The sequence below is a fragment of the Grimontia sp. THUN1695 genome (assembly GCF_059704325.2).
The window spans coordinates 534,547-558,552 of the sequence record NZ_AP046577.1; the positions used below are offsets into that span (position 1 = coordinate 534,547).

Annotated in this window: 24 protein-coding genes; 17 read left to right on the forward strand and 7 right to left on the reverse strand. The window is 49.4% G+C overall.

Annotation, left to right across the window (positions count from 1 at the left end; all coding sequences use genetic code 11):
- Window positions 1-3: 3 nt before the first annotated feature.
- The 4 genes from AC6IB1_RS05990 to AC6IB1_RS06005 are packed head-to-tail and all read left to right on the forward strand — an operon-like array spanning window position 4 to window position 2,727.
- Window positions 4-783 carry a ParA family protein gene (locus AC6IB1_RS05990; RefSeq protein ID WP_497568225.1) on the forward strand — a complete coding sequence of 260 codons (780 nt, stop codon included), beginning with the start codon at window positions 4-6 and terminating at the stop codon, window positions 781-783.
- Window positions 773-1,780, forward strand: coding sequence for a chemotaxis protein CheW (locus tag AC6IB1_RS05995; RefSeq protein ID WP_497568226.1), 1,008 nt, complete (start codon window positions 773-775; stop codon window positions 1,778-1,780). The genes AC6IB1_RS05990 and AC6IB1_RS05995 overlap by 11 nt, the downstream gene beginning before the upstream one ends.
- A 33-nt stretch (window positions 1,781-1,813) precedes the next feature.
- Window positions 1,814-2,302 carry a chemotaxis protein CheW gene (locus tag AC6IB1_RS06000; protein ID WP_497568227.1) on the forward strand — a complete coding sequence of 163 codons (489 nt, stop codon included), beginning with the start codon at window positions 1,814-1,816 and terminating at the stop codon, window positions 2,300-2,302.
- Window positions 2,302-2,727 carry a DUF2802 domain-containing protein gene (locus tag AC6IB1_RS06005; protein ID WP_497568228.1) on the forward strand — a complete coding sequence of 142 codons (426 nt, stop codon included), beginning with the start codon at window positions 2,302-2,304 and terminating at the stop codon, window positions 2,725-2,727. The genes AC6IB1_RS06000 and AC6IB1_RS06005 overlap by 1 nt, the downstream gene beginning before the upstream one ends.
- Before the next feature lie 3 nt (window positions 2,728-2,730).
- Here AC6IB1_RS06005 and AC6IB1_RS06010 read toward each other — a convergent pair whose 3' ends face one another.
- Window positions 2,731-3,024 carry an EscU/YscU/HrcU family type III secretion system export apparatus switch protein gene (locus tag AC6IB1_RS06010; protein WP_497568229.1) on the reverse strand — a complete coding sequence of 98 codons (294 nt, stop codon included), beginning with the start codon at window positions 3,022-3,024 and terminating at the stop codon, window positions 2,731-2,733.
- Window positions 3,021-3,800: a flagellar hook-length control protein FliK gene (locus AC6IB1_RS06015; protein ID WP_497568230.1), complete on the reverse strand. Its 780-nt coding sequence runs from the start codon at window positions 3,798-3,800 to the stop codon at window positions 3,021-3,023. Before AC6IB1_RS06015 ends, AC6IB1_RS06010 begins: the two co-directional genes overlap by 4 nt.
- A 167-nt stretch (window positions 3,801-3,967) precedes the next feature.
- Here AC6IB1_RS06015 and ccmA point away from each other — a divergent pair, with 167 nt between their 5' ends.
- From ccmA to AC6IB1_RS06065, 10 genes are all read left to right on the forward strand, one after another.
- Window positions 3,968-4,582 (forward strand): cytochrome c biogenesis heme-transporting ATPase CcmA, encoded by a 615-nt coding sequence (gene ccmA / locus AC6IB1_RS06020; RefSeq protein ID WP_497568231.1) that lies wholly within the window; start codon window positions 3,968-3,970, stop codon window positions 4,580-4,582.
- 11 nt (window positions 4,583-4,593) lie between these two features.
- Window positions 4,594-5,250, forward strand: coding sequence for a heme exporter protein CcmB (ccmB, locus tag AC6IB1_RS06025; RefSeq protein WP_497568232.1), 657 nt, complete (start codon window positions 4,594-4,596; stop codon window positions 5,248-5,250).
- A 32-nt stretch (window positions 5,251-5,282) separates the two neighbouring features.
- Window positions 5,283-6,020, forward strand: coding sequence for a heme ABC transporter permease (locus tag AC6IB1_RS06030; protein ID WP_497568233.1), 738 nt, complete (start codon window positions 5,283-5,285; stop codon window positions 6,018-6,020).
- 3 nt (window positions 6,021-6,023) lie between these two features.
- Window positions 6,024-6,230: a heme exporter protein CcmD gene (gene ccmD / locus AC6IB1_RS06035; protein WP_497568234.1), complete on the forward strand. Its 207-nt coding sequence runs from the start codon at window positions 6,024-6,026 to the stop codon at window positions 6,228-6,230.
- The gene (gene ccmE, locus AC6IB1_RS06040; RefSeq protein ID WP_005506622.1) at window positions 6,227-6,709 is read left to right on the forward strand and encodes a cytochrome c maturation protein CcmE; all 483 of its coding nucleotides are present in this window, start codon (window positions 6,227-6,229) and stop codon (window positions 6,707-6,709) included. The genes ccmD and ccmE overlap by 4 nt, the downstream gene beginning before the upstream one ends.
- Window positions 6,709-8,685: a heme lyase CcmF/NrfE family subunit gene (locus AC6IB1_RS06045; protein WP_497568235.1), complete on the forward strand. Its 1,977-nt coding sequence runs from the start codon at window positions 6,709-6,711 to the stop codon at window positions 8,683-8,685. Before ccmE ends, AC6IB1_RS06045 begins: the two co-directional genes overlap by 1 nt.
- Before the next feature lie 2 nt (window positions 8,686-8,687).
- Complete coding sequence (locus AC6IB1_RS06050) at window positions 8,688-9,242, forward strand: DsbE family thiol:disulfide interchange protein (RefSeq protein WP_497568236.1); 555 nt, start codon at window positions 8,688-8,690, stop codon at window positions 9,240-9,242.
- Window positions 9,242-9,733, forward strand: coding sequence for a cytochrome c-type biogenesis protein (locus AC6IB1_RS06055; protein ID WP_497568237.1), 492 nt, complete (start codon window positions 9,242-9,244; stop codon window positions 9,731-9,733). The genes AC6IB1_RS06050 and AC6IB1_RS06055 overlap by 1 nt, the downstream gene beginning before the upstream one ends.
- A complete protein-coding gene (ccmI, locus tag AC6IB1_RS06060) occupies window positions 9,730-10,944 on the forward strand; it encodes a c-type cytochrome biogenesis protein CcmI (protein ID WP_497568238.1) in 1,215 nt (404 codons plus the stop codon). Before AC6IB1_RS06055 ends, ccmI begins: the two co-directional genes overlap by 4 nt.
- A 78-nt stretch (window positions 10,945-11,022) precedes the next feature.
- Window positions 11,023-11,808, forward strand: a complete 786-nt coding sequence (locus AC6IB1_RS06065; protein ID WP_497568239.1) for an MlaA family lipoprotein — start codon at window positions 11,023-11,025, stop codon at window positions 11,806-11,808.
- A gap of 58 nt (window positions 11,809-11,866) precedes the next feature.
- Here the strand turns inward: AC6IB1_RS06065 and AC6IB1_RS06070 are convergent, their stop codons facing one another.
- The 4 genes from AC6IB1_RS06070 to AC6IB1_RS06085 form a co-directional block, all read right to left on the reverse strand.
- A complete protein-coding gene (locus AC6IB1_RS06070; protein WP_497568240.1) occupies window positions 11,867-13,156 on the reverse strand; it encodes an outer membrane protein transport protein in 1,290 nt (429 codons plus the stop codon).
- A gap of 316 nt (window positions 13,157-13,472) precedes the next feature.
- Entirely contained in the window at window positions 13,473-14,684 is a 1,212-nt protein-coding gene (locus AC6IB1_RS06075) for a porin (RefSeq protein ID WP_497568241.1), read from the reverse strand.
- Between the two features lie 208 nt (window positions 14,685-14,892).
- On the reverse strand, window positions 14,893-15,618 hold the full coding sequence (locus tag AC6IB1_RS06080; RefSeq protein WP_497568242.1) for a DUF3379 family protein: 726 nt from the start codon (window positions 15,616-15,618) through the stop codon (window positions 14,893-14,895).
- Window positions 15,611-16,180 carry a sigma-70 family RNA polymerase sigma factor gene (locus AC6IB1_RS06085; RefSeq protein WP_497568243.1) on the reverse strand — a complete coding sequence of 190 codons (570 nt, stop codon included), beginning with the start codon at window positions 16,178-16,180 and terminating at the stop codon, window positions 15,611-15,613. The genes AC6IB1_RS06080 and AC6IB1_RS06085 overlap by 8 nt, the downstream gene beginning before the upstream one ends.
- Before the next feature lie 782 nt (window positions 16,181-16,962).
- Here AC6IB1_RS06085 and fadI point away from each other — a divergent pair.
- Together fadI and fadJ are read left to right on the forward strand one after the other, a co-directional pair.
- On the forward strand, window positions 16,963-18,273 hold the full coding sequence (gene fadI, locus AC6IB1_RS06090) for an acetyl-CoA C-acyltransferase FadI (protein WP_497568244.1): 1,311 nt from the start codon (window positions 16,963-16,965) through the stop codon (window positions 18,271-18,273).
- Window positions 18,273-20,399: a fatty acid oxidation complex subunit alpha FadJ gene (gene fadJ, locus AC6IB1_RS06095; RefSeq protein WP_497568245.1), complete on the forward strand. Its 2,127-nt coding sequence runs from the start codon at window positions 18,273-18,275 to the stop codon at window positions 20,397-20,399. The genes fadI and fadJ overlap by 1 nt, the downstream gene beginning before the upstream one ends.
- Before the next feature lie 93 nt (window positions 20,400-20,492).
- On the opposite strand, the gene AC6IB1_RS06100 is transcribed toward fadJ, so the two are convergent.
- Complete coding sequence (locus AC6IB1_RS06100) at window positions 20,493-23,270, reverse strand: insulinase family protein (RefSeq protein ID WP_497568246.1); 2,778 nt, start codon at window positions 23,268-23,270, stop codon at window positions 20,493-20,495.
- A 185-nt stretch (window positions 23,271-23,455) separates the two neighbouring features.
- Here AC6IB1_RS06100 and sixA point away from each other — a divergent pair, with 185 nt between their 5' ends.
- Window positions 23,456-23,950, forward strand: a complete 495-nt coding sequence (gene sixA, locus AC6IB1_RS06105; protein ID WP_497568247.1) for a phosphohistidine phosphatase SixA — start codon at window positions 23,456-23,458, stop codon at window positions 23,948-23,950.
- The last annotated feature ends 56 nt before the right edge of the window (window positions 23,951-24,006 follow it).

Below are 24,006 nucleotides of genomic sequence, written 5' to 3' on the forward strand. Positions count from 1 at the left end.
GCTGTGATAGTCTGGAGCATTGCAAACCAGAAAGGGGGTGTGGGGAAAACCACTACCACCATTACCCTCGCTGGGCTTCTCAGTGAAAAAAACAAGCGTGTGTTGTTGATCGATACCGATCCGCACGCATCGCTGACGACGTACCTGAATTACGATTCGGAGCAGCTTCCCCGCACCTTATTTGATCTCTTTCAATTGCAGGCGATAAACCGGGATACCATCAAACCGCTGATCCTGAACACTGAATACAAAAATCTCGATATCCTGCCATCACACATGTCATTGGCGACGCTTGATCGCGCCATGGGCAACCGCGGTGGCATGGGGCTTATGCTGAAGAAAACCCTTGCTTGTCTGGAAGATGAATACGATTACGCACTGATTGACTGCCCACCCATTCTCGGCGTGATGATGGTTAACGCGCTGGCGGCGAGTAACCGTATCCTTATTCCGGTACAGACCGAGTTTCTGGCGATGAAAGGCTTGGAGCGTATGGTGCGTACTTTGCAAATCATGCAAAAGTCGCGGGCATCTACGTTTAAAGTGTGCATTGTGCCGACCATGTATGACAAACGCACCCGTGCCTCGCTAGAAACCTTGCAGGAGTTAAAAGTGCGTTATCCGGATCAAGTTTGGACCTCTGCTGTGCCCATTGATACTAAATTCCGTGATGCAAGCTTAAAGCATATGCCGCCTTCGTATTACGCAAAAAATTGCCGCGGCGTGTTTGCTTACAAAACGCTGCTCTCTTATTTGGAGAGACTGGAACAGGATGAAAGATAGCCGTGCCATGTCCAGTGTTCAGGCACTGGATGATTATTTTGACGCCTTGCTGGAGGAAGGTAATTCCCTGCTGCAAGATCACACGGACGTGGCGCTGCAAGCGGTTGACCATGCAATCGATGAAGAGACGACGTTGGCACCTCAGCCTGTGGTGGTTGAGCCAGTGGAACAATTCAGTGGGGCAACACTGACCGAGGATAAGCGCGATCTGTCATCGGTTGAAAAACTCCTCAGCCAGCTCAAGCTGGACGAGGATATGGAAATAGAAGTCGAAATCTTGACGGAAACGGACGTATCGACAGACAGCAAGCTAGCCGTTGATGTAGATACTGAAGTGCTTACTGAAGTAGAGGCTGAAGTAACACAAGAGGTTGTCACTGATACTACTGTTGACACAGATGTCTTCACGGAGCCAGATCTCGAGATCGCCGTTGAGGAAACCGTTACTGAAGAAGTGACAGGCTCTGTTGATATAGCGACTGAGACCGAATGTGAAGCCGATGTCCAGACCGATGAGGACACAGCGCCGCCTTGGCAGAATATCGCCCCAGAATATGCTTTTCAGGTATTGTTCTTTGAATCGTTTGGTGTGGTTTACGCAGTCCCACTCGCGGAACTGGGCGGAATTCACCGGCTTAAAGAGTGTAATCACCTGATTGGAAGGCCGGATTGGTATTTGGGCCTTCAGACTGAACGGGATCAACAGTTGGACGTGGTTGATACCGCGAAGTGGGTAATGCCAGAAAAAATAACGGATAACAGCCATCGCGAAGACTATAGTTATATTGTGACTTTGGGTAACAGTAAATGGGGCTTGGCTTGTAATGCCCTTCTAGGGACAGAGTCACTCAGTGGTGAACAAGTGCGATGGCGTGAGCAAGCTGGCAAACGGCCCTGGTTGGCTGGTTTGGTAAAAGAAAAGATGTGCGCTTTGATCCACGTTGAAGCGCTGATTGCCATGCTGAATCAAGGTATTGATGCCAATGCGTTGGCGTAAATGACGTAGCACAGCACGTAAAGAGGAAAATAAATGTCTCAGGTAGCTGAAGTTCAAAAAGAAAACGTGAATGACGAGGTCTTGCAGTGGGTGACTTTCCAGCTGGAAGACGAAACCTACGGCATTAATGTCATGCAGGTTCGGGAAGTATTGCGCTACACCGAAATCGCACCGGTACCGGGTGCGCCAGACTATGTGCTGGGCATCATTAATCTTCGTGGTAACGTGGTGACAGTGATTGACACCCGTTCACGATTCGGTCTAATGCAAGGTGAAGTGTCAGACAACACCCGTGTGATTGTCATCGAAGCGGAGTCCCAGGTGATCGGCATCATGGTTGACAGTGTGGCAGAGGTGGTATACCTCAAAACGTCTGAAATTGATACCACGCCAAGTGTGGGTACAGATGAAAGCGCCAAGTTTATTCAAGGTGTGAGCAACCGAAATGGCCATTTGTTGATCCTGGTTGACCTGAACAAACTGCTCTCTGATGAAGAGTGGTCAGAGATGGCCATGCTGTAATGCCCGACATTGTGCAGTATTGGTTACCACTGGGGATTTCACTCAGTGTTGCAGTTGCTTCTTTGTTGTTGCTTCGTAGGGAAAAGGCAGCGCGCCAGAATCTGGAGGCGAAATTTCAGGCTATGGAGCTGCTGTACAAGAATGCCCGCCAGCAACATGAAAGTCTGTCTAAGCAGTTTAATGAACTGCGCGCAGGTTCTATTGGCATGAGCCAGAAACTCGCAGAACTTGCACAGCGGTTCGACGAGTTGCTCGAAAAGCAAAACGAGATGGAAATGCATGACCAGGATGGTCGGCTTTATAGCCGGGCCAGTAAAATGGTGGAGCTGGGCGCAGATCTTCGCGAGTTGATGGAAGAGTGTGATTTGCCCAAAGCAGAAGCTGAACTTCTGCTCAGCATCAGGAAACAGCGGGCAACAAGGTAGATATTATACCGTTTTGTTTACCACAAACCCCTCCCATCCGGGCGGGGTTTTGCCGTCCAGGTACCAGGCAAACGCAATGAGCTCCGCAATCACCAGGTAAAGCTGCTCTGGAATTTCATCGCCCACTTCCAAGGCTGACAGCCAGTTCATTAATGCTTCGTCACTGTGGATCAATCCTCCGTTTTTCTCCATTTCCTCAATCAGTCTTTCAGCCAGTTGGTCATAACCTTTGGCGGAGACCTTGGGCGTATTGATACCATCATATTTTAAGGCAATGGCACTTTTGGGCTTTTTCATACTTGAATATCCACTCCTGATGACACAGTTTCTGCCGTACTTTCATCCAATGGGCTGATGTCGCAGCACGCCAGCACCACATGGTGCTGGCGAAGTTTTTCTTCCAACAAAGGTACCGCCTGTTCGAGTTGATGGCATAAGCCTTCTGAATCTGTTGAAAAAGAGAGTGCCAGAGCATTGCCTTCCAGCTCAGCGGTAGCTGTCAGGTGGCGGCTTTTCGACAATGTCAGGTTTACGGTTACGCACCAGCGCAACTTTTTACGCTTTTTATAGGTCTTCTTTTCTACCTGAATATGTAACGGTGACAGAAGGTTATCCCGAAAAGGAAAGAGCCAATGGTGATCGCCGGGTTTGGTTTGTTCATTGACACGTTGTTCTGCCAACAACATCAACATTGCTTTGAGCTTGCCGTTACTTTCGGTGTCCGGGGGGGACGTATCAAGTCGCTTTAGCGCCTCAAGCAATGCTTTGTCAGGTGCTTTTCTGGCTAGCCAGGTTGCGGCCAGTTTGGGGTCTGAAGGCATCATCATCTGTTTTAACAGTGTGGCCATTAACGTCGCATAGGGTGATTGTTCCAGTTCAGTGCGTTTGATTAGGGGAAAAAGGTTCAGCAAACCAAGTAATTGCGATAATTGTGACTGTTGCAGTGCTTTGTTGTTTTGCTGTATTGCATCCAGGGTAGGGCTTTGTCCTGATGCCAACCGGTTTTTCAGGGGGATATTGCGAAGGGGGGCCTGAGCTAATGCATTGATGTGGCTGATATTGTCTATTTTCATGTTTGCTCACATTTGGTAACGCTTAGGGCATATACTCGACCATGCCCTGAGAGTAGGATCTGATTACTTTATTGTCATTAGCGAGACCAGTCGGTTAACGATTTTTAACGCCTCTATGATATTATCGGGCAAATTTTTCATTACTTTATCGGGAAAGCCTATTTCTCATGTTGGAAGTGCGCCAGCTAAGCTGCATTCGCGATGAACGGATGTTGTTTGAAGATCTTAGCTTTACGTTATCACCGGGTGATCTTGTTCAGATTGAAGGGCCTAATGGCGCAGGAAAAACCACGCTTTTACGCATTATTGCCGGTTTGGGTTTGGCGGAGTCGGGAGATGTACTTTGGCAGGGGAAACCTGTCAGCCGGGTGCGTGAAGAGTTTTACGGAAACTTACTTTTTCTGGGCCACAGTACGGGTGTTAAGCGTGAAATGACCGCTTTTGAAAACTTGGCGTTTTACCAGCGTATGCACGGTGATACCAATGAAAGTGTGCTTTGGGATGCTCTGGCCCGTGTGGGCCTTGCCGGACGCGAAGATGTTCCTGCTGCGCAGCTTTCAGCGGGGCAAAATCGCCGGGTGGCGTTGGCAAGGCTTTGGATCAGTAAATCCAAACTCTGGGTGCTCGATGAACCATTGACCGCGATTGATAAGCAGGGCGTGAAAGTGTTAGAAGCGCTTTTTGAAGCACATGTAAATGCCGGGGGAATGGTGTTGTTTACTACCCACCAGGATATGTTTGACGGCAACCCGATGTTGCGCCGGATCAGGTTGGGGGCGTAATGGGGTCAGCGATGTTGTACATGATCAGGCGTGAGCTGCTTGTCGCGTTTCGGCGCCAGTCTGACATGTTGAACCCTTTGTGGTTCTTCATTATTGTGATCACCCTGTTCCCGCTTGGCGTGGGGCCTGGGCCGAATCTATTGGCAGAAATCGCCCCGGGCATTATCTGGGTGGCAGCGCTGTTGGCGGCAGTCTTGTCTTTAGACCGCCTGTTTCGCGATGATTTTATTGATGGCTCGTTGGAGCAAATGTTATTGATGCCTGAGCCTTTATCGGTGCTGGTGTTTGCCAAAATTCTGGCGCACTGGATGCTTACAGGCTTGCCATTATTGATTATAAGCCCGCTTTTGGCGGTATTACTTTCATTAGATTGGTCTGCATACAAAGCTGTGGTTTTGACCTTGCTTATCGGAACACCGACATTGAGTTTTCTTGGTGCTATCGGTGTTGCACTGACAGTCGGGCTCCGAAAGGGTGGTGCACTGCTCAGCCTGCTTGTTTTACCGCTGTTTATTCCTGTGCTTATTTTTGCGACATCCGCGATTGATATGGCCGCAAATGGATTTCCAATCAACGGTCAACTCGCTATTTTAGGGGCGATGTTGGTTGGTTCAGCAACACTCTCGCCGTTTGCGGTTTCCGCTGCTCTGCGCGTGAGTATTCAATAACTATTACATATTTAACTGAGAGCGAAATTGCAATGTGGAAATGGCTTCATCCATATGCTAAGCCTGAGGCAACCTATCAACTGTGTAACACGCTGTTGCCGTGGTTTACGGTTTTAGCTGCGCTATCTCTGATCACCGGTACTGTCTGGGGACTGGCATTTGCACCGTCAGACTACCAACAAGGTGACAGCTTCCGAATCATCTATATTCATGTTCCTGCGGCAATTTGGTCGATGGGGGCGTATATGTCGATGGCTATTGCTGCCCTTATTGGTTTGGTCTGGCAAATTAAAACATCAGACTGGGCCGCAGCGGCGATGGCTCCTGTGGGCGCTGTGTTCACCTTTATCGCATTGGTGACCGGCGCAGTGTGGGGTAAACCCATGTGGGGGGCCTGGTGGGTGTGGGATGCACGCCTGACCTCTGAACTGATCCTGCTTTTCCTCTATCTGGGCGTGATTGCACTTTACAATGCCTTTGATGACGATCGTACAGCCAGTCGGGCGGCTGGTATTCTGGCTATTGTGGGTGTGATTAACCTGCCTATCATCCATTTTTCGGTGGAGTGGTGGAACACACTGCATCAGGGCGCGACAATCACCAAGTTTGCTAAGCCTTCGATTGCAACAGACATGTTGTGGCCACTACTGCTGAACATTTTTGGTTTTGCATTTTTCTTTGGTGTTGTGACCCTGATGGCATTGAAAAATAAAATTCTACAACGCGAAGCGCACCGTCCTTGGGTTCGCGAGCTGGTTGAAAGGGGATAAGCGATGCATTTCGATTCCTTCTCTGCATTTCTGGCAATGGGGGGGTACGGCGCTTATGTCTGGAGCTCCTTTGCTATTACGTTTGTCGCGATGGCGTGGGTTGCTTTGGCAACACATGTCACCCGCAAGAAACTTTTTAAAGACATTAAGAACAAAGTTGCCAGAGAGCAACGTATTAAGAATGCCCAAAAAATGGAGAACACGTTATGAACCCGAGACGCAAGAAACGACTGGGGTTGGCGCTTGCCCTGGTGTTTGGTGTTGGCGCTACGATAGGTTTGGTATTGTATGCACTGAACCAGAACATGGATTTGTTCTACACGCCAACAGAACTGGTTAATGGTAAGCCGGATGGTACTAAACCTGAAGTTGGTCAACGCCTGCGTATCGGTGGTATGGTGGTGAACGGTTCTGTTCAACGTGATCCCCAGTCTCTGAAAGTGAGTTTCCGTGTGGCCGATATTGGCCCGGAAGTCACGGTGGAATTTGAAGGCATTCTTCCGGATCTTTTCCGCGAAGGGCAGGGTATTGTTGCACAGGGCGTGTTGGTTGATGAGCGTACCGTGTTTGCGAATGAAGTGCTGGCAAAACATGATGAAGAATACATGCCACCAGAAATCGCAGAAGCGATGGACAAGGCTCACACGCCGCTTGATTACACCGAGCAGCAAAAACAGGGTAGCTACTAATGATTGCAGAATTAGGGCATTTTGCCCTCATTGTCTCTCTCGGGTTTTCCATCTTGCTGAGCATTTATCCTCTCTGGGGGGCTCATATTGGAAATCAGTCAATGATGCGTTCTGCGCGTCCACTTGCCATCGGCATGTTCCTGATGCTGCTGATGTCTTTTTTCGCTCTGAGCTGGGCGTTTTACGCCAATGATTTTACTGTCACTTACGTGGCAAGTAACTCAAACAGTGCTTTGCCTTGGTACTACCGCCTCACCGCGGTATGGGGTGCGCACGAAGGTTCATTGTTACTGTGGGTGCTTATCCAGGCAGGATGGACGGTTGCGGTGGCTGTGTTCAGCCGTGGTATGCCGCTGGAGTCTGTCTCCCGAGTGCTGGCGATCATGGGAATGATAGGTGTCGGCTTCCTGCTGTTTATCATCCTGACCTCTAACCCGTTTGAGCGTACCCTGCCTTACTTCCCGGTGGATGGCCGTGACCTCAATCCGTTGTTGCAAGACCCAGGTCTTATCGTTCACCCGCCAATGCTCTATATGGGATATGTGGGTTTCTCAGTCGCCTTCGCCTTCGCGATTGCGTCTCTGATGGCGGGCCGTTTGGATACTGCCTGGGCGCGTTGGTCCCGTCCTTGGACGACAGCAGCTTGGGTATTTCTGACGCTGGGCATCGCACTGGGTTCATGGTGGGCTTACTATGAGCTTGGCTGGGGTGGCTGGTGGTTCTGGGATCCGGTAGAGAATGCCTCATTCATGCCATGGCTTGCCGGTACTGCGCTGATGCACTCGCTGGCAGTCACGGAAAAACGAGGTACTTTCAAAGCATGGACTGTTCTGTTGGCTATTTCGGCGTTCTCGCTCAGTCTGTTGGGGACATTCCTGGTTCGTTCCGGCGTACTGGTGTCGGTACATGCATTTGCGTCTGATCCTACCCGTGGCCTGTTTATTCTGGCATTTCTGGTTATCGTTATCGGCGGTTCGTTGTTGCTTTACGCCTTGCGTGCTTCAGACGTCCGCGTGCGCGGTAATTTTGAGTTGGTTTCCCGTGAAAACGCGCTGCTGGCAAACAACATTTTGTTGGTGGCTGCATTAGTGGTTGTTCTGTTAGGGACGTTGTTGCCGCTGGTGCATAAACAGCTTGGGCTGGGCTCAGTGTCTATCGGTGAACCTTTCTTCAATCTCTTGTTCACTTGGTTGTCTGTTCCTTTTGTTTTCCTGCTGGGTATCGGCCCACTGATTCGCTGGAAACGTGACAACCTGAAGAATGTGAAGAAAGAGCTTATCTTCGGCGGCATTGTGTCTGTCGTGCTGGGCGTTGCACTGGTTGCGGTCTTCGCCGATGTCTTTATGCCACTGGCTGCGTTAGGTGCAGTGATGGGGCTTTGGGTGGTCATTTTGTCAGCCGTTGAAGTTTACCAGCGTGCCACCCACCGTCACGATCTGGTAACGGGTCTGGGGAAACTGGGCCGCAGTCATTGGGCGATGGTGCTTGGGCATGTTGGTCTGGCGATCACTGTTCTCGGTATTGCTATGGTGCAAAATTACGATATTGAACGTGATGTAAAAATGGCGCCGGGTGATCGTATCGTACTTCAGGGCCATGAGTTCCATTTTGCAGGTCTGCGTGACAAAGATGGTCCTAACTTTGATGGTTATATTGCTGATTTCGATATCTACCGAAATGGCAGACGTGTGAACACATTGCATGCTGAAAAACGCTTCTACAATGTGCAGCGTTCCATGATGACTGAGGCGGCGATTGACCGTGGTGTCACACGCGATCTGTATGTGGCAATGGGAGAGCGCTTGGATGATGGTTCATGGGCGGTGCGTATTTATTACAAACCGTTTGTCCGCTGGATATGGCTAGGTGCACTGGTGATGTCCATAGGTGGTCTGCTTGCGATGTCAGACAAGCGCTATCGTTTTCGTCAAAAGGCTAAATCGGCAGTGTCTGCCGAGCTGGTCAAGGAGGCTTAAAGGTGAAGAAACCTTTACTCTTTATTCCGTTTGCACTGTTTATGGTGTTGGTGGCGGTCTTCTTTGTGCAGTTGGGGAAAAACGCAGAAGGTGATGACCCAACCAAGCTTGAATCTGTTCTGGTGGGTAAACCTGTGCCAGAGTTTCGTCTCGAAGATTTGGCTGAGGCCGGTAAGCTTTATGATCAGGGCATTTTCCGTGGTGAGCCTTTGTTGCTGAATGTATGGGCAACCTGGTGTCCGACGTGCTATGCCGAACATACCTACCTGAATAAGCTGGCTGCTGAAGGCGTGAAAATCATTGGCCTTAACTACAAAGATGAACGTGTGAAAGCGATTGGCTGGTTGAACAGTCTGGGGAATCCATATCTCGTCAGCTTATTCGATGGTGATGGCCTATTGGGACTGGATTTGGGGGTGTATGGCGCACCGGAAACGTTCCTTATCGATGCTGACGGGATTATCCGTTACCGTCATGTGGGTGACGTGAATGAGCGTAACTGGAACGATACCCTACGTCCTATGTATGAAGCGCTGGTAGCGGAGGCAAAAGGCTGATGAAACGGTTTTTATTGGCAATCCTGCTGGCTGTGGGATCGGCATTTTCCGTGTCTGCGGCGATCGAAATCTATGAGTTTGACACACCGGAACAAGAAGAAACGTTTAAAAAACTCGGCAAAGAGTTGCGTTGCCCCAAGTGTCAGAATAACAACATTGCGGATTCCAACTCCGGGTTAGCACAAGACCTTCGCCTGAAGGTGTATGAAATGCTCAAACAGGGAAAAAACGAAGACGAAATTGTTGATTACATGGTGGCGCGTTACGGTAACTTTGTGACCTACAATCCGCCGTTGACGGCCTCTACATTTATTTTGTGGGCGGGGCCCGCCCTGTTTGTGATCGTAGGTTTTACTGTTCTGGTCATGCGTAGCCGAAAACCCAAGGCAAAAACAACCAAAGCAGAACTTGGCCGTGAGGAGTTGGCGCGTCTGGATGCTCTGCTCAATGAAGGTACTGCGCAAAACAATAATAAGGATAACAACGGATGACTGAAATGTGGTTCTGGCTAATTACCGCCTTAATGATACTTGTCTCTGTTGGCCTGTTTGTGTGGCCTATTTATCGCGGCAAAGATCAGGATGAAACAGCAAGCCGTGACGAGCTGAACAAGGCGTTTTTCCGTGATCGTATGGCCGAACTGAGTGAAGAGGCGGAAGAAGGGCTGGTAGAAAACCAAAGCGAACTGGCGCTGGAATTGAAACAGTCCTTACTTGATGATATTCCTGTCAGCGAAAAAAACGCCTCGCAACATAAAGTGCCCCTGATAGTGCTGGTGCCGGGTATCCTTATCTTGATTGTCATGAGCTATGGCCTTTATAGCACCATGGGTAACTATCGCGAAGTGGTGTCCTGGCAAGAGACGGCATCACGTTTGCCTGAGCTTTCTAAGCGTTTGATGTCGGAATCCGATGAGCCAATGACCGATCAGGAAATGGCCGATCTGACGTTGTCGTTACGTACCAGGCTCCAGCAAACCCCAGATGACGCAATGGGGTGGTTGCTGCTCGGCCGTATTGGCCTGGCAAACCGTGACATACAAACGGCGGAAGGGGCGATGGCGAAAGCATACAACCTGATGCCTGACGATAGCGATGTTAAGGTCGGCTACGCCCAGTCATTGATATTGTCTGGTGATGAACAAAGCGGTAGTGTTGCGCGTAATTTGCTGCGTGAGGTGATCAAACAGGATCACAGTAACCTTCAGGCGTTTTCACTACTGGCGTTTGATGCGTTCGAACGTGGCGCCTACGACGAAGCGATTGGTGCTTGGTCGACCATGAAACAGTTACTGCCTGCTGATGATCCGCGGATCTCCATGCTGGAACGCAGTATCCAGCGTGCTGAAGCACAAATGGGTATTGGCAAGGGAGGATCTGTGACTGTGACTATTTCGCTAGATGAGCAAGTCCAACTACCAAGTGAAGGCGTATTGATTGTTTCTGTTCACTCTGCAGATGGTGCACCAATGCCAGTTGCAGCCAAACGCCTGCCACTCAGCCGTTTTCCGGTTGAGGTAGAGCTAACAGATACAGACAGTATGATCCCGGAACGTTTGCTTTCTTCTTTGCCAGAAGTTATGGTCAAAGCGCGTATCGATAACGACGGGAATGTTATGACACGTGATGGCGAGTGGTTTGGGGAAACCCCGCCATTTGAGCTGGGTGGTCGTGCTCAGTTAGTGATTAACCAAAAGTCATAACTGTTTTATACTATCAAAAGAATGATAAAGGGCTGGTGTAAACCGGCCTCTTTTTTACCTAAGGGGCAAAAAGTAACAATGTGGAAACAACTTATCCTGGCAGTTGGCGCGCTGGTATTTGTCAGTGGTTGTGCCCAATCGCCCGCAGAGTCTCACGCTGATGCAGAAACGAATGAGACGTTTGATGTCTCTCATCCCAGTGATCCTTTTGAGGGTTTTAACCGCGTAATGTGGACAGTGAACTACGATTATCTTGATCCTTACATTGCCAAGCCCGTGTCACTGGCCTACGTCAATTATGTGCCAGACTGGACCCGAACTGGTATTTCCAACTTTTTAGGTAACCTTGAAGAGCCAGCCAGTATGGTCAACAGTATCGTAATGTTGGATGGGGAGGCTGCACTTACTCATTTCAACCGCTTCTGGCTAAACACTGTCTTTGGTCTTGGTGGCCTTATTGATATCGCCTCTGCTGCAAATATCCAGAAGTTGGGTGATCGCCAGTTTGGGGATGCCATGGGATACTACGATATTGATCAGGGACCTTACTTTATGTTCCCAGTCTATGGGCCCATCACGTTACGGGAAGGGGCGGGCGATGTCGTTGATGGCTTGTATCCCCCTTTGTCATTGTTAACATTTCCACAATCTGTGCTCAAATGGTTGTTTGAAGGCATGGAGGACAGGGCGGCATTGGTGCAGCAGGAAAGTTTGTTAAACAGCTCGCCGGACCCTTATGCTTTTGCCCGTGATGCCTATTTACAGAATAAAGCGTTTAAGGCGAGGGGCGGCGTCTCTGATGAGATTGAGCTCGATGATCAATACCTGAACGATGATCTGTTAGATGAAGTTGATGATTATTGACAGGGTTTAACCAAAGAATGCCACTCAAAGAAGTGGCATTTTTGTGCTTACAGAAAGCTTAGAAGCGATAAGTTGCCTGTACACCTGCCAGCCAGACATTGCCAGATGTTTGGCCTTCAAAAGCACCGCCGAACAGTACAGAGCCCAGATCTGAGCTGATACCTCTGCGCGGTTCTTTCACATCAGCATCTTTGGCAAAAATGTAAGTAACGCCAGCATCCAGCGTCAGGTTATCAGAGTAGTTGTAACCTGCACCCAGGCTTAACCAAAGGCGATCTGTTTCTGGAATCGTAATGGTACGGTTTACATCATTCACTGCGGAGGTGTCATAAGCTACACCTGAACGCAATTGCGTCTTGGTATTCAGTTGATAGGTTGCGCCGATAGCAAAGCGGTAGTTATCTTCCCAGTTTTCCTGTTTAACCAGTTGGTTGGGTTGGGAAAGAGACGGGATATTGGCTTCCAGTTTTTCGAAAGTACTCCAATCGGTCCAGTTGATGCTGGCATGCACAGCCACTTTATCGGTAAGTTGGTGGAAGCTTGCAATTTCAGCGGTTGCAGGCAGCGTAAGCTTCATGCTTCCTGGAAGCTGGGCCGATGTTGAACCAAATGCCAAACCTGCCGCATAGCCATCCAGCTTTAGATCGACGTTTGAGCGGTAGTTAAAGCCAATCCGGTTGCTGTCATTAATTTGCCAGGCTGCACCTGCCTGCCAACCCCATGCTGTGTCATCACCCTCCATATATTTGAGAGCAGTTCCTGCGGGGGCTACCTGACCACCAGAACTTTTCGCACCAATGCTGCCTTCACCCAATACATAACGAACTCCGACACCTACTGAGAACTGGTCGTTAATGTTGTAAGCGATATTGGGGTTGATTTCGACAGTGGTTACAGAAGCTTCGTTACCAAACTGGGTGCCTTTAAAGTTGTCATCCAGCTTGGTGTTCATACCAAAGTTAGAGCTCAGCGCCAGCCCCAGGTAAATCTTGTCATTCAGCTGGTGGGACAGATAGAGGTTTGGAATAAACGCAGCGTCAGCAAAATTTTCTGAGGATGTCGCTGTTTGGGTTCCAGTTAGGCTTGTCGTTGTTCCTTCAACATCAATATTTGGGTCAACATAGATCATTCCAGTAGAAATCTGTGTGCCGTCCAAATAAGCCAGCATCGCCGGGTTGCGGAATTGTGCTGATGCGTTGTCTGCCATTGCTGCTTCACCGGCATAAGCACGGCCTAGGCCGGTTGCTGAGTATTCTGCCAACTGGAAGCCCGCAGCCATTATAGGTGTGGAAGACAGTGAGCCAAGTGCTGCGGCAATCGCCAGCGGTAGAAATTTGTTCTTGTTCATTAGAGTTTTTACTTAATTTATAGGTCGGTACAGGGTACTGACCGAACTTCAATATGCAATTTTGATGGAAGGTTTTGTCTATTTTTGGGTATATATTTTGTTTATTTCGATTATTGTAGTTATAAATTCTATTTTAAATCGCATGGAAACAGATGTACGCTGAGTTTCGGCGAACACGTGTTTGTTTTCCTTGTCAATCAAGCGCACTAATGTACGCTGAAATACGTTGTTATCAGTGGATATTTTGCAATTTACTCAAATTTGAGCGAACAAAAAGGGGAGCAGTTGCTCCCCTTACATTCGGTATAAAATCAGATTAGAACTTGTAACTGTACTGGATACCGTATAACCAGGCATTTGCGCGAGTGGTTGCACTGATGCTGGTGAAGACATTTGACTCTTTTACCTGAATATCTTCACCCATCAGGTAAGTGACGCCCAGATCGATACTTGCTTTTTTGCTCCAGTTATAGGTCAGGCCTGCAGATAACCACTGGCGATCAGAATCAGGCACTGAAATGGATTTTTTGCTATCTTGCGCACTGGTGTCATACATATAACCCGCACGCAGTGTCCAATCTTCGTTAACGGTGTAGGTACCACCGAGAGAATAGTGCCAACCGTCTTGCCAGTGATATTCGTTTAGCACGGTACCGTTGGTGGTTGTCAACTTGTCAAACGTTTTCCATTCAATCCATTGCACGGAGTAATGAACAGCAAATTTATTGTTCAACTGATGGAAACCGGAGAACTCGGCAATGTCTGGTAGGCGCATCACCAGATCACCGCTCATGTCTTGCAAGCCCGCCATATAAACCATGTTGCCACTTGCTTTGATATCTGGGCTGTGACGATAGCTAAGGCCAAAACGATTGTTATCATTCAGCTCATAAACGATACCTGCGTTCCAGCCGAAACCTTCACCTTCTGCATCAACGTTCAAAAGCGCACTACCCATGTTTAAGCCCGAACGTTTTAATTTGCCTGAGCCTGTGATGAAGTCGATACCTGCACCAATACTGAATTGGTCGTTAATACGGTAGGCACCACTCAAACCGACATTAACGGTTTTCAGATCTGTCAGGCCGCCGAATTCATTGGCAGCGTATGTGTTGCCAAATTCAGTCTTAGTACCAAAGTTGGAGTAAATGCCAGCACCGACTGAGAATTTATCGTTGATAGGGTGGACATAGAAGAGGTTTGGCACATACGAGATGTCCCCGATTTGCTCTTCATTGAGCGCAGAGTTTCCCAAAGGAGTTGTGTAAGTTGTGTCTTTAACAACCACATCGGTGTCGATGGCAATGACGCCCAAAGAGAGTTCAGGGGAATCAAACAGTGCCATTGCTGCTGGGTTACGTGCCATTACAGATGCGTTATCGGCAATCACGGCATCACCGGCAAACGCCCGGCCAAGGCCGGTGGCAGATTGACCATTGAGTTGGAAGCCAGCAGCCAGTGCTGACGAGGAGCTCGCCGCAACAGCCATGGCTACTGCTGAAAGAATAAACAGACGCTTCTTATTCATTGTATGAATTAATCCATTGATATTTCTAGTTTTTTTAGTTTTTGTGCTTATAAAAAAGCTGCGCGGATTCTATTGTGAAGGTGCTGGATTGGAAATCTGACCAGTTATAGGATGGCGTATTGTAACTGGAGTGGCAGTGCGTAGGTGTCTGTTATTTAGAAAAAAGAAAGGAGAGCAACTTGCTCTCCTCTAATTGTAATTATTTGTATCAGGCTTTTTGGTTCAGGTGTAATTGGAGCTGCTTGGCGACAGGCATAATGTCTGAGCCTTCTTTGCCTACTACAATCACACTGCTGTTATTCGCAGCAGGCATGGATATTGCCTCCATGTTGCCATCGCTGTAGCTTTCTATCGCCGGGGATTGTTGAGGCACAACGAAGACGGTGAAATTTTCACCGTTATCATCTTTGAGCACCATGTGAACGGCATGATTATTGGCAAAACTGCAGTGATTGATGTAAGAGACTTTCCCAGGTAATTGACCATTGAAAGACTGACCGAGTGGTGCAAGCTTGGCATTCACTTGTGTGAGATTTGCCCCTTCATATACACCATTAATGAAGCTTTCTTCATGGTAATAATGTGTTAACGCAATTTGTCCCAAATTAGTTTGCCCCGGTGAGACAGGCAGTGCTTGCCAGTTAAACTGACCCAGCATGATGCCAAATGCAAAAGCCACAGAAGCAGCAATAGCCAAGTGAAAACGAGGCTGACGAGCTTCTCTTGTGACATCACCGCTTTGTTTGAACAACACCTTATCAACCAGATCATCCGGTACTTCAACGCGAAGAGTTTGATCGAGCAATGCATCCAGTTGATCCAATTCCGAAGCCAGCTTTTGATTGGCAGGTGAGGCGGATCTTGCTGATAACAATTCTGGGTCTTTGTCTTGGGGATCGGCCAGAATGCGGCGACGGAATTCGAGTTCATCCATTTAGCGCACCTCTCTGACTTGGTGTTTGATTGTCCATAGACTCTTTCAATTGGTTTCTTGCCCTGAATAAGCGTGTCATGACGGTATTTTTATTGAGATCCAGAATTTCTGCGATTTCTTCACCGCTGAATCCAGCGACAACTTGTAATACCAATGGCTCACGATATTCGGGGGCCAAACGCAAGATCTGTTTATGAAGCCACTGCTGTTCTATCGATGCCTCTTCACTGGGGCGAGCATTGTCGGCAACCTGATGGTCGTCAATATCGACCAATTCAAGTTGTTTACGCTCAAACCGACGTGCGTTTTCCCGCCGAAGAATCGTAATCAGCCAGGCTTTAGCGGCATTGTCATCCTGAAGGCTATCAAGCGAGCGCCATGCACGTAGGCAGGTTTCCTGCACCAAATCTTCCGCCACATGTTGGTCTTTCGTCAACCAATAGGCGTAACGATAGAGATCCCTGTGCCAGGCTCTCACGAGCGCTTCGTATCGTCTCTGTTTTTCCATATCACTAGAGACCCGGGACTCGGACTTTTTATTTTCAAAAAAATGTAAAACCATTTTATCGTCCTAATTCTATTGGCTTAGGCGCTGACGCCAGCTCTGGGTGACGATGGTACTGAAAAAAGTGCAAAGTCATATAGTAATAATTATACCCAACCCCCCTGAAGATGCAGGGTTCAGATCGTATGCCATCCGGCCAATATTTACCATCTGGCTACGAGTGTCTGTAGTTTTACAAAACAAAATGGCAAATAAGGATTACTGATGAGTTTTTTTCTCGATATTGAGTCCTGTGTAAAAAGTAAATTTATGCGCATGGTTGTTTAGTGATGCCTTATTGCAGCGTATTTCTATTCATTATTTTGATAACTCATTCAAAGATCGTGGGTAATCAAACAAAAAATTGATCTGCTTCAACATCACTTGTTGAGGTATCGGTATAGTAGTCGTTGTCATCTGGTGACGTGTTACAGGCTTCGTTGGTTTACCGAACTTGTTTCATGGCATCGTGTTGAGCAAGATGACAAACTTCCTTTTTGAAGGCTGACTTTACTTTCTCCTCAGGTCGATGACCTGATTTGCAATTGGCTTTACGTTAATTGATTTAACACGTGATTGCTTTCCACATACGTTACCACACTCATTGAGTGTGGTTTTTTTTTGCTTTTTACTCTCAGTTGTCCGCCCGCAAAGTGCATCTTTCATCGAGCCCTTATTTCCAAAAATGTCGCTACGATCCATGTTTGTTAATCGGAATTAATTAAAACGCACGTTTTAATTTGGCAACAAATTAGTTACACTCTTTGTGGTCTGACCTCTAATTATTGCAAGGAGCGGCAATGAACTCTCCCCAGAACCTGACAACGCGTCAGGGTGAACGTATCGCTGTGGTGGCGGGATTACGTACCCCGTTTGCACGACAATCGACCGCTTATGCCGGTGTACCGGCTGTTGATCTTGGCAAGATGGTTGTTAGCGAAATGCTAAATCGCACCGACATTGATCCTAAACTTATCGACCAACTGGTGTTTGGACAGGTTGTCCAAATGCCAGAGGCGCCTAATATTGCCCGAGAGATTGTATTAGGCACCGGCATGAATGTTCATACGGATGCCTACAGCGTTAGCCGCGCGTGTGCAACCAGCTTTCAGTCTGTGGTCAATGTTACTGAAAGCATCATGGCCGGTGCGGTGGATATTGGGATAGCCGGTGGGGCAGACTCTTCTTCTGTGCTGCCTATCGGTGTGTCAAAGAAAATGGCTGCAACGTTGTTGGCACTTAGCAAAGCCAAGACGATGAGTAAACGCTTAAAACTCCTTAGCAAACTTTCTCTCAAAGACTTGGCACCGGTGCCACCCGCTGTGGCGGAATATTCAACCGGTCTCAGCATGGGGCAAACCGCTGAGCAGATGGCGAAAAGCCATGGCATCACCCGTGAGGAGCAAGATGCGCTGGCGCACCGCTCACACTCACTGGCAGCGAAAGCTTGGGCAGATGGGCTGGTCCGTGATGAAGTGATGACGGCATTCCCGGAACCGTATCGCCAGTGGATTGATAAAGACAACAACGTCCGTGAAGATTCGACCATCGAAGGTTATGCGAAACTGCGCCCGGCGTTTGACCGTAAACATGGTTCAGTGACTGCAGCAAACAGTACGCCACTGACCGATGGTGCTGCTGCTGTTATGCTGATGCGTGAAGGTCGGGCAAAAGAACTGGGTTTAACCCCGCTGGGTTACATCCGTTCTTACGCGTTTTCCGCCATTCAGGTTGAGCACGACATGTTGATGGGGCCATCTTACGCCACTCCCATTGCATTGGATCGCGCCGGTATTTCGCTGTCTGATCTCACCCTGATTGATATGCATGAAGCGTTTGCGGCGCAGACATTGGCAAACGTCAAAATGTTCGCGTCAAAAACCTTTGCCGAACAGAAACTGGGTCGCAGCCAGCCGATTGGTGACATCGATATGGACAAGTTCAATGTGCTGGGTGGGTCGATTGCCTATGGTCACCCTTTTGCTGCAACCGGTGCGCGCATGATCACCCAGACTCTGAATGAGCTTCGCCGCCGTGGCGGTGGTCTGGCATTGAATACTGCCTGTGCAGCGGGTGGCCTGGGCGCAGCGATGATTTTGGAGGTGGAATAATGACGGAACAAACAACCCCAACAAACGGTGCGTTTTCGCTGCGCTATGGTAACGACGGTGTGGCCTGGCTGAGTATTGATGTACCCGGCGAAAGCATGAACACGCTGCAAGCAACGTTCGTTGATGAAGTCAGTGCCATTCTGAGTGAACTTGAAAACAAGGGTGACATTAAAGGTCTGGTGCTTTACTCCGCCAAGCCGGATAACTTTGTCGCTGGCGCAGATGTCCGTATGCTGGATGCCTGTATGACAGCCGAAGATGCACAGGCCATTGCCGAACAGGGCCAGAAGCTGTTTTCCCGGATTGAAAAGCTGCCTTTCCATGTTGTGGCTGCGATTCATGGTCCTTGTCTGGGCGGTGGCCTTGAGCTTGCATTGGCATGCCACAGCCGGGTGGCAACTGACGATGACAAAACCCGTCTCGGGTTGCCGGAAGTGCAGTTAGGCCTGCTGCCCGGCTCTGGCGGAACACAGCGTCTGCCTCGCTTGATTGGTGTGGCAGGTGCGCTTGATATGATCCTGACCGGCAAACAGCTCCGAGCCAAGAAAGCGAAGAAAATGGGAGTCGTCGACGATATTGTGCCGCCGTCTGTTTTGCTTCGTGTCGCTGAAGAGCTGGCGTTGAAAAGCAAGCCTAAACGTAAAAGCTCATGGCAGGAATGGGCGATGGGCGGTAACGCGCTGGGTCGTTCCGTGGTGTTTGATCAGGCAGCCAAGAAAACCCGGGAGAAAACCCGTGGCAATTACCCGGCCACCGAAGCCATTCTTGATGTTATCAAGTACGGCTTGGACAAAGGCATTGAGAAAGGGCTGGCGCTGGAGGCCAAGCGCTTCGGTGAGCTGGTGATGTCGCCCGAGTCTGCCGCCCTTCGCAGCATTTTCTTCGCCACTACGGCAATGAAGAAAGAAACCGGCGCAGATGCTGAGCCGCGCACGGTGACAGGTGTGACAGTACTGGGTGGCGGTCTGATGGGGGCGGGGATTGCCAATGTGACAGCGACGAAAGCGGATATTCCCGTGCGAGTCAAAGATGTCAGTAATGATGGCATTCTCAATGCGCTGGCCTACAGCTACAACTTGCTGGATAAGAAGCGTAAACGCCGCATTATCTCCAAAGCGGAAATGCAAAAGCAGATGGAACGCATCAGTGGCACCACAGACTATTCCGGTATGAGCCGTAACAATGTGGTCATTGAAGCGGTGTTTGAAGATCTGAAACTCAAACACCAAATGGTGGCGGAAGTGGAAGCGAATCTGGGTGAAGGTACGGTCTTTGCCACCAATACATCTTCGCTGCCTATCCATCAAATCGCACAAGGGGCGAAACGCCCTGAAAACATTGTGGGTCTGCACTATTTCTCACCGGTAGACAAAATGCCGCTGGTGGAGGTGATCCCCCATGCAGATACATCAGAAGAAACGGTTGCAACTGTGGTGAAGCTTGCCAAGAAACAGGGAAAAACCCCGATCGTGGTGGCCGACAAAGCTGGCTTTTACGTGAACCGTATTCTTGCGCCTTACATGAACGAAGCTGCGATGACCTTGGTTTCCGGTGAATCGGTTGAGCATATCGACAATGCCCTGCTGGATTTTGGTTTTCCGGTGGGCCCTGTGACGCTGTTGGATGAAGTTGGTATTGATATCGGTGCCAAAATCAGCCCAATCCTGCTTAATGAATTGGGTGAGCGTTTCCGTGCGCCGAATGTATTCGATGTGATGCTCAACGATGGCCGCAAAGGGCGTAAGAGTGGTAAAGGATTCTTTGTTTACAATGGCAAGAAGAAGGAAGTGGACAAGCGTGTTTATACCCTGCTGGGTGTAGAGCTGAAAAGCCAGTTGTCTTCCCATGAGCTGGCACTTCGTTGTGTGCTGATGATGCTGAATGAGGCGGCACGATGTCTGGACGAAGGGGTGGTGAAGTCTGCGCGTGATGGTGATATTGGTGCGGTCTTTGGCATTGGTTTCCCGCCATTCCTGGGTGGACCTTTCCGTTATATGGATCATATCGGCATCCCACGCTTGGTGGAGATGCTGGCACAGCATGAAGCCAAATATGGCGAGCGTTTCGCGCCATGTGATCGGCTCAAGGTTATGGCAGGGGAAGGAGAAACATTCCACCAGCGATAACGCTTACGCCCGAAAAAACGATCCCCAGACATATAATCTGGGGATTTTTTATGCTTTTTCCTGAAAGCGGCAATGGGGACCGACAGGTTCTACTCAGCTGATTCGTTCAAGGCGGTTGCGGCGAAAGGCGGTAATGGACGTGATCTCTTTCAGTCCCTCTGGGCCACACTGGTTGGGGTGAGCACTGCCACAACTGTGCATGACCAAGCGATCAGAGGTTCTCGGCTTTAGTTGCTCCACGACAAATTTCACCATATCAGCCCGCGCCATGTTGCGGATTGCTGCCGCTACTTGCTGCCGTTGGGTGAATTCACTGTCTTTGTTACTGATGCTGACCCACAAACGCTGTGCCCGGGCGCGTAGGTTGGCGTCAGGCTCTTCGATCTGGGCTATCAGGCCCTGCTTGCTGGCCTGCCACTGAGATTCATTCAGCTCCAGCAATACCAGAAAGAACGCATTGAGAAAATCATCAATGGCTTCCATCAATTTGGTTGGCCCTGCCAACGGGGACTGCACATAGAAAATCAGCCCGGGGTGGCGGTTAAGTGGCATATTTCCGGAGCCGACCATATAACCCAGTTGCTGTTTGGTGCGAAGCTCATTAAAGAAAATGGCTGACATTAAGTGTTGCGCAAACGTAAACAGGGCCACATCCTTCGGCGCAGTACCATGGCTCTGGTAGTAAATCAGCACTGCGGAATCCTGACTGTCGCACGTTAAGTGATACGACGCACTACCCGCACCTTTGAGCAGCACCAGAGGGCGAATGGACTCCTGATAACGCTGGTCATGGACGTGCAGAGCATCTTTGATGGTTTTTCCCAGTGCCAGGGTTTGGTGCTTTTGCCAGTTGCCGTAAACGAACATCTCAACGTGCAGTTCAGACATCACGCGGTGAACAAAATCTGGTAGCTCAGAGACCTGTAGCGGTTCCAAGGCTTCAATCAGGGCTTCATACGGCGGATTATTAGGTTGTAAAATCCCCGTCATGGCGTTGTACAAGCGGTTAATCGGCTTATTGTGAGTGGCGTTTTTCCAGCCTCGGAGCAACTGGGTTTTTATGACATCGAAACGTTCCGGTTTGAATTCGCGGTTGGCAAATTTCTCCAGCACCAAATCCATCAGTAGCGGCAGTTTTTCGTTAAAGCCACTGAGCGTTAACGTTACCCCCCCCTGGTGGGCGTATAGGTTGTAGTTGAGTCCTGCAACCTCTGCGGGGTAAGCGGTCTCGTTGATGGACTCCATCAACATTTCGACGCTGACACGTGTTTTTACAAGATTCTCGATCGATTCCACTGCATGCGGGCTGTCTATCGCAACGTAAACGACCCCTTTGGGTACCCGAAACTCGGTATCTTGGAGGTGCCAGAGCCTGAACCCTGGTAACTCCTGGACCATTTCCGGTAAGGTCTGATCAGGGGCTTCCAGCGCTGCCGGATCAAGTTCGTAACTGATGAAGGGATTTGGCTCTGGCAGTGCCAGGGTCGGGGAGATATGGGGAGCCCGCCATTTTTCAAGCTGGGACGGGGTAAAGGGTATGACACTGTACGGCGTATCATACCAGTTTGCGGTACGGTCATGTTTGCCGCCTTTGGCAATCAGGGTCAGGCGGAGGTTCTCTGGTGTCAGATACCCCAGCATCTGGCGGATCAGCGTCTCGTCATAACCTTCCATCATGTAATCGCCGTACAACACATCATCATCCTGATAGTGCTGCATATTGAGCACCAGGTGACTCACGGTATCGATAGGACGTGAAGGTTCCTGATAGCGGAATGCCATTTCCTGCACTGCGCGTTTTTCCGCATAGCGCCATTCATCCATCCCGTGTTCGCGGATAAGGTGTATCGCCTGAAAGATGTAGGTGACGATATCGTCAATCTTACCGAGACCCACTTCGGTCAGGCTGACACTGACAGTAAATTCGCGGAAATTTGAACCGCTAATCCCACCACCAGCGGAGAGGTTGTTGATAAGCCCCTTATTTTTCAACAGCGACATTACGCTGCCAGCCCCCTCATACCCCAACAAGTGGGCAATATAGGAAAGGGGTTTGATTTTGTAATGTTCGTCGGTCGCTGGCAGGGAAAATGCCAATGTCAGTTTGCGTACATCTTTTAGCGGCTCAATGCTGACAAAATGCTGTGTCTGCGCTTTATCGACAAAGGGGACATCAGGGACAAAAGGGGCTAGGTCATGATTAGGTATCGCGCTAAACACCTGTTCGGCGAGTGTTTGCAATTGATCCAGCGTAAACGGGCCGGTAATGGCGGCGTTCATCAGGTTCGCACTGTAATTGGCGTTATAGAAAGAAATTAATTCATCACGGATCAGGCTCCCATCACGGTCAGCCAGCGTATCGAGGCTGCCGACGGAAAATTTAGAGAAAGGGTGTGCTGGGTTGATGGTCTCTTTTTGAACCTGATAAATGCGGCGGACATCATCCTGAAGCTTCAGGCGATATTCTGAATCCACTGCGTTACGCTCTTTATCTACGGCTTCTGCGTTGAACAGGGGAGCTGAGAAAAATTGGCCAAATCTGTCCAGTGCTTCTTCGAAATGTGATGACTGGATGTCAAAGAAAAACGTGGTGTTCTCAGTACCGGTCCAGGCGTTGTTGTGGCCCCCGTGCCTGCTGATAAAGGATTGAAACTCACCGACAACCGGATATTTTTCCGTCCCCAGAAACAGCATATGTTCAAGGAAATGCGCAAGACCTTCCCGCTCTTCGGGATCGTTGAAGTGGCCGACATTCACGGTCAGTGCGGCAGCACTGCGGGGCGCCTGTGCGTCTTCTACCAAAAGGACTCTCAGTTTGTTCGCCAGAGTGATGAGTCGGTAGCTACGATGATCGTTGGGACTGATTTGCACAAGGCACCTTTATGCGTAGGATCTGTTGACCACCGAAGGTTAACAGACCCCAGTGGCAAGTAGTAGCAAGGTCTTAATTATGACCACCTAAGTAAATTGAGGCAAACATCTGTGCGGTCTGTCGTTCCAGAACGGAGACTTGACTGGTAGCATATCCAAGAATAATCAAAATCAGCTGTTGTGATATGCGAATTTATATTATGCGCCACGGTGAAGCGCACACTTTTGCCGGCAGTGATGAAGACCGCCCTCTGACTGAACGCGGTGAATTGCAATCTGTCGATATAGCGCGCTGGTTAGCGCAGGCATTGCCAGACGGAAAACTGGATTTGGTGCTGGTTAGCCCATACCTGCGCGCTCAGCAGACCTGGCAGGCATGTGAAAACGTGCTGCCACCGGCAAAACGGGTACTGACAGAAGATGGCATCACGCCATATGGTGACAGCGAACACGTGGCTTCCTATCTTCGTGCCCTCGTGTCGGTGGACGCTCCCTCTTCGATTCTGGTGGTGTCACATCTACCGTTGGTTGGCTACCTCACCGCAGAATTTGACGCGGATATGCAACCGCCGATGTTTCCGACATCCTCGGTCTCCTGCATTGACTATGATGCCGCAACAGGAAAGAGCGAAGTGCTTTGGATGAAAAGCCCGTCACAGCTGATGGGATGTGCGTCCTGACAGACAGGAAATGCATTCAGTTTTAAACAGAAAAAACGCCCTGTTTAGCGTTTGTT

Coding starts and splice junctions, on each gene's coding strand:
- AC6IB1_RS05995 (WP_497568226.1), top strand. CDS start 773: ATGAAAGATAGCCGTGCCATGTCCAGTGTTCAGGCACTGGATGATTAT.
- AC6IB1_RS06000 (WP_497568227.1), top strand. CDS start 1,814: ATGTCTCAGGTAGCTGAAGTTCAAAAAGAAAACGTGAATGACGAGGTC.
- AC6IB1_RS06005 (WP_497568228.1), top strand. CDS start 2,302: ATGCCCGACATTGTGCAGTATTGGTTACCACTGGGGATTTCACTCAGT.
- AC6IB1_RS06010 (WP_497568229.1), bottom strand. CDS start 3,024: ATGAAAAAGCCCAAAAGTGCCATTGCCTTAAAATATGATGGTATCAAT.
- AC6IB1_RS06015 (WP_497568230.1), bottom strand. CDS start 3,800: ATGAAAATAGACAATATCAGCCACATCAATGCATTAGCTCAGGCCCCC.
- ccmA (WP_497568231.1), top strand. CDS start 3,968: ATGTTGGAAGTGCGCCAGCTAAGCTGCATTCGCGATGAACGGATGTTG.
- ccmB (WP_497568232.1), top strand. CDS start 4,594: ATGTTGTACATGATCAGGCGTGAGCTGCTTGTCGCGTTTCGGCGCCAG.
- AC6IB1_RS06030 (WP_497568233.1), top strand. CDS start 5,283: ATGTGGAAATGGCTTCATCCATATGCTAAGCCTGAGGCAACCTATCAA.
- ccmD (WP_497568234.1), top strand. CDS start 6,024: ATGCATTTCGATTCCTTCTCTGCATTTCTGGCAATGGGGGGGTACGGC.
- ccmE (WP_005506622.1), top strand. CDS start 6,227: ATGAACCCGAGACGCAAGAAACGACTGGGGTTGGCGCTTGCCCTGGTG.
- AC6IB1_RS06045 (WP_497568235.1), top strand. CDS start 6,709: ATGATTGCAGAATTAGGGCATTTTGCCCTCATTGTCTCTCTCGGGTTT.
- AC6IB1_RS06055 (WP_497568237.1), top strand. CDS start 9,242: ATGAAACGGTTTTTATTGGCAATCCTGCTGGCTGTGGGATCGGCATTT.
- ccmI (WP_497568238.1), top strand. CDS start 9,730: ATGACTGAAATGTGGTTCTGGCTAATTACCGCCTTAATGATACTTGTC.
- AC6IB1_RS06065 (WP_497568239.1), top strand. CDS start 11,023: ATGTGGAAACAACTTATCCTGGCAGTTGGCGCGCTGGTATTTGTCAGT.
- AC6IB1_RS06070 (WP_497568240.1), bottom strand. CDS start 13,156: ATGAACAAGAACAAATTTCTACCGCTGGCGATTGCCGCAGCACTTGGC.
- AC6IB1_RS06075 (WP_497568241.1), bottom strand. CDS start 14,684: ATGAATAAGAAGCGTCTGTTTATTCTTTCAGCAGTAGCCATGGCTGTT.
- AC6IB1_RS06080 (WP_497568242.1), bottom strand. CDS start 15,618: ATGGATGAACTCGAATTCCGTCGCCGCATTCTGGCCGATCCCCAAGAC.
- AC6IB1_RS06085 (WP_497568243.1), bottom strand. CDS start 16,180: ATGGTTTTACATTTTTTTGAAAATAAAAAGTCCGAGTCCCGGGTCTCT.
- fadI (WP_497568244.1), top strand. CDS start 16,963: ATGAACTCTCCCCAGAACCTGACAACGCGTCAGGGTGAACGTATCGCT.
- fadJ (WP_497568245.1), top strand. CDS start 18,273: ATGACGGAACAAACAACCCCAACAAACGGTGCGTTTTCGCTGCGCTAT.
- sixA (WP_497568247.1), top strand. CDS start 23,456: ATGCGAATTTATATTATGCGCCACGGTGAAGCGCACACTTTTGCCGGC.